The following is a 3,044-nucleotide window of genomic DNA, read 5'->3' as shown; positions in this document are numbered from 1 at the left end:
ATCCCGTGCACCCTCTGCTTGCGCACACTTTATCTGAAGTTATTACGCACATTCCCGCATTTTTGTAATCGGGGAGGAAGTACTCGCAATCTCCGCACTTCATATCATCTGAAGTATCTCAGATCCTCATCTCCCTTGTATTGCTGAACCGCAGCTTCCTGCATCTCTTTTATCTGGGCTATGAGCTTCTCCATCTCTTTTGCCCTTTCCTCAAGGTCCTCTATGCTGACCTCTATTTTCAGCATCTTCATCAGAACTTCCAACACAGCCTTAGCGCTTTTTGGATCTACCATGTATCCAGAGGTGACGCCCATTAGGCAAGCCGCCTCAATTCCTTCGAGCATTGCAGCTCCGAGCAGAAGACCTGAAGCTCCTATTATCCCTCCAGCTGGCTCACCCTCTTCTATTTTCACCCCGTAGCTTTTCAGCTCCTCTATCAGCTCTTTTCTGTTTGCGGCTCCTATAACGTACGGCTCTTCAACAAGCCTCCCAACTCCGTAGCCACCAAGAGTTAGAATTCTCTTCACTCCGAACATCTTAGCAATTTTCATGTAAGCGTTGACGAGTTCGTAGTGACCTTCGTTGCTTATGCTCTGAAAATCTCCTACGAGAATGAGTAAGTCCCTCTCTCCTTTATATGCGTAAATTTCGTTCTTCGGCAGTCTTATTGTCCCGTCCTCGTTCACTATCACCTGTGGCGGAAAGTAGTGGGAGTAAATCTCAGCGACCTTAACAACATCAAGCACCTTAACGAGGTGATCTGCCACAAGTTTCCCGACATGCCCGATCCCCGGCAAACCTTCCACGAGTACTGGATCTCTGAGCTGGAGTTCTTCTGGTTTTTTCAAAATCCTTATGTCGACTCTCTCAATCATGTTCGCACCTCCTTATGAAAAATCCAATTTTCTTTCTAAGCTCTCTCCTATACTTTCCGTACGGGTCTTCTGGAGAGAATCGTGGCGGAATTGCCATGATCGTTTTTCCGCCACACTTCGGACAAATTTCCTTTAAAGTGTACCTTCCACATTCACAGCATTTCCTTATCAGCGATTTCATACAGCTTCTCTCACGAATTTAGCTTCTCCACCAAGGGATTTCATCGTTTTTACAACCTTGTCAACTACCTTCTTCAACACGTTTTCGGCAGTTTTGTAATCTTCGCTTTCAATAATGACTCTGTATCTTGGCGCGCCGACGTATTCGATTTTCACCTCTGCTCCATTTTTTACGTTCATTCCAGCCATCAGTGCCTTCTTTATTCTCTCCACCCCGTCTGGCTTGAAGCACGTTAACTCAAAGTAGCCTCTAACCTTAACCTTTGGAGGTTTTATGCTCTCTCTTGCAATCTCTCCGATCGCTTTTGCAAGCTTTTCTCCCGTTATCGGAATCAAAACTTCGTAACCTTCATAAGCTGCCTCCTCAAAAGCGTTGTATATGGAATCGTACGTCTTTATAAGCTTCTTTCCGATTTTTATCAGCTCATCTTTGCTCATTCCTACAGAATTTCCGGCAATCTCCAGCCACTTGAAAGCTCTCATTTCACTTTTCCACTGCTGGAGTTTCTCTTTTCTTTGCCTCTCGGTTACATCCTTAATGCTTAGGTCTATGTGCCCTCTCTTCTTGTCGACATTCAGAACCTTGCAAACGACCTTCTGCCCCTTTTTAACGTAATCTCTTATGTCCTTAACCCACCCGGAAGCCACTTCACTTATGTGAACCATTCCCTCCTTGTTTTCGTACTCATCGAGTGAGACGAAAGCACCGAAATCGAGAACTCTCGTTACTGTTCCGATAACAATTTCACCTTTAGACGGATAACCATCTCGCTTGACTATGAACTTCTCGCTCATTGAATCCCCTTTAATTTCGGGGAATTTAAAATTTTGGAATGATCTCTAAATTCTGAAAATTTTTATTTTTGGTTGAGATAATTTGTGTCCGAGCTTCTTTAACCAAAACCTTTATATAGAACTACCAATCCACTAAACTCTCGAGGTGGTACTGGATGGCGACGTTGCAAGGCACTCCGATACTGATTTTGAAGGAGGGGACGCAGAGGACCGTTGGAAGGGATGCGCAGAGGATGAACATAATGGCTGCGAGAGTTATTGCTGAAGCTGTCAGGAGCACTCTTGGGCCGAGGGGAATGGACAAGATGCTTGTGGACAGTCTTGGTGATGTTGTGATTACGAACGATGGTGTTACGATTCTCAAGGAGATGGATGTTGAGCATCCGGCTGCTAAGATGGTGATTGAAGTAGCTAAGACTCAGGAGAATGAAGTAGGAGACGGAACGACCACAGCAGTTGTTATCGCCGGAGAGCTGTTAAAGAAGGCTGAAGAATTGCTTGAGGCTGACATACACCCGACTGTAATAGCTAAAGGTTACAGATTGGCTGCAGAAAAAGCTATGGAAATCCTCGACAGCATAGCCATAGAAGTAAACAGAGACGACGATGAGCTGCTGAAGAAAATAGCAGCCACCGCTATAACTGGAAAGCACGCTGAATACGCCGTTGATCACTTGGCTAAGCTTGTGGTTGATGCTGTAAAGAAGGTTGCCGAGGAAGTTAACGGACAGATTAAGATCGACGAGGATAACATCAAACTCGAAAAGAGGCAGGGAGGTGGAGTTGAAGACACAGAACTCGTTGACGGAATCGTCATCGACAAGGAAGTCGTTCACCCAGGAATGCCGAAGAGGGTGAAGAATGCTAAGATCGCCGTGCTGAAAGCTGCTTTGGAGGTTAAGGAGACTGAAACTGATGCTGAGATAAACATCACCGATCCGGACATGCTTCAGAGGTTTATAGAGCAGGAGGAGAAGATGATAAAGGAGATGGTTAACAAGATCGTCGAGGCAGGAGCAAATGTGGTGTTCTGCCAGAAGGGAATCGACGACTTGGCTCAGTATTACCTTGCTAAAGCCGGAGTTCTTGCGGTGAGGAGAGTAAAGCAGAGCGACATCGAAAAGATTTCGAAGGCTACCGGAGCGAGGATCATAACCGATCTTAGGGACATCAAGCCAGAAGACCTCGGAGAGG

Annotated in this window: 4 protein-coding genes; 1 reads left to right on the top strand and 3 read right to left on the bottom strand. The window is 45.7% G+C overall.

The genetic code is table 11. From position 1 onward, the window contains the following. Nucleotides 1-104: 104 nt before the first annotated feature. From F7C14_RS04475 to F7C14_RS04465, 3 genes are read right to left on the bottom strand one after another with little or no spacing between them, the layout of a single operon-like run. Complete coding sequence (locus tag F7C14_RS04475; RefSeq protein ID WP_290900254.1) at nt 105-875, bottom strand: proteasome assembly chaperone family protein; 771 nt, start codon at nt 873-875, stop codon at nt 105-107. Beyond that, nucleotides 868-1,056 (bottom strand): RNA-protein complex protein Nop10, encoded by a 189-nt coding sequence (locus F7C14_RS04470; protein ID WP_290900252.1) that lies wholly within the window; start codon nt 1,054-1,056, stop codon nt 868-870. Before F7C14_RS04470 ends, F7C14_RS04475 begins: the two co-directional genes overlap by 8 nt. Beyond that, nucleotides 1,053-1,850: a translation initiation factor IF-2 subunit alpha gene (locus F7C14_RS04465; RefSeq protein ID WP_290900250.1), complete on the bottom strand. Its 798-nt coding sequence runs from the start codon at nt 1,848-1,850 to the stop codon at nt 1,053-1,055. Before F7C14_RS04465 ends, F7C14_RS04470 begins: the two co-directional genes overlap by 4 nt. 155 nt (nt 1,851-2,005) lie before the next feature. Here F7C14_RS04465 and thsB point away from each other — a divergent pair. Beyond that, the coding region (gene thsB / locus F7C14_RS04460) for a thermosome subunit beta (RefSeq protein WP_290900248.1) at nt 2,006-3,044 on the top strand (1,039 nt) is incomplete at its 3' end.

Source organism: Ferroglobus sp. (assembly GCF_015521575.1).
Taxonomy (GTDB): domain Archaea; phylum Halobacteriota; class Archaeoglobi; order Archaeoglobales; family Archaeoglobaceae; genus Ferroglobus.
Note: the sequence above shows the minus strand (reverse complement) of the source record. Positions and strands in the feature narration are given on the sequence as shown.

Excerpts from the sequence above, each read along its gene's own strand:
- F7C14_RS04465 (WP_290900250.1), bottom strand. The coding sequence starts at position 1,850 with ATGAGCGAGAAGTTCATAGTCAAGCGAGATGGTTATCCGTCTAAAGGT.
- F7C14_RS04475 (WP_290900254.1), bottom strand. The coding sequence starts at position 875 with ATGATTGAGAGAGTCGACATAAGGATTTTGAAAAAACCAGAAGAACTC.
- F7C14_RS04470 (WP_290900252.1), bottom strand. The coding sequence starts at position 1,056 with ATGAAATCGCTGATAAGGAAATGCTGTGAATGTGGAAGGTACACTTTA.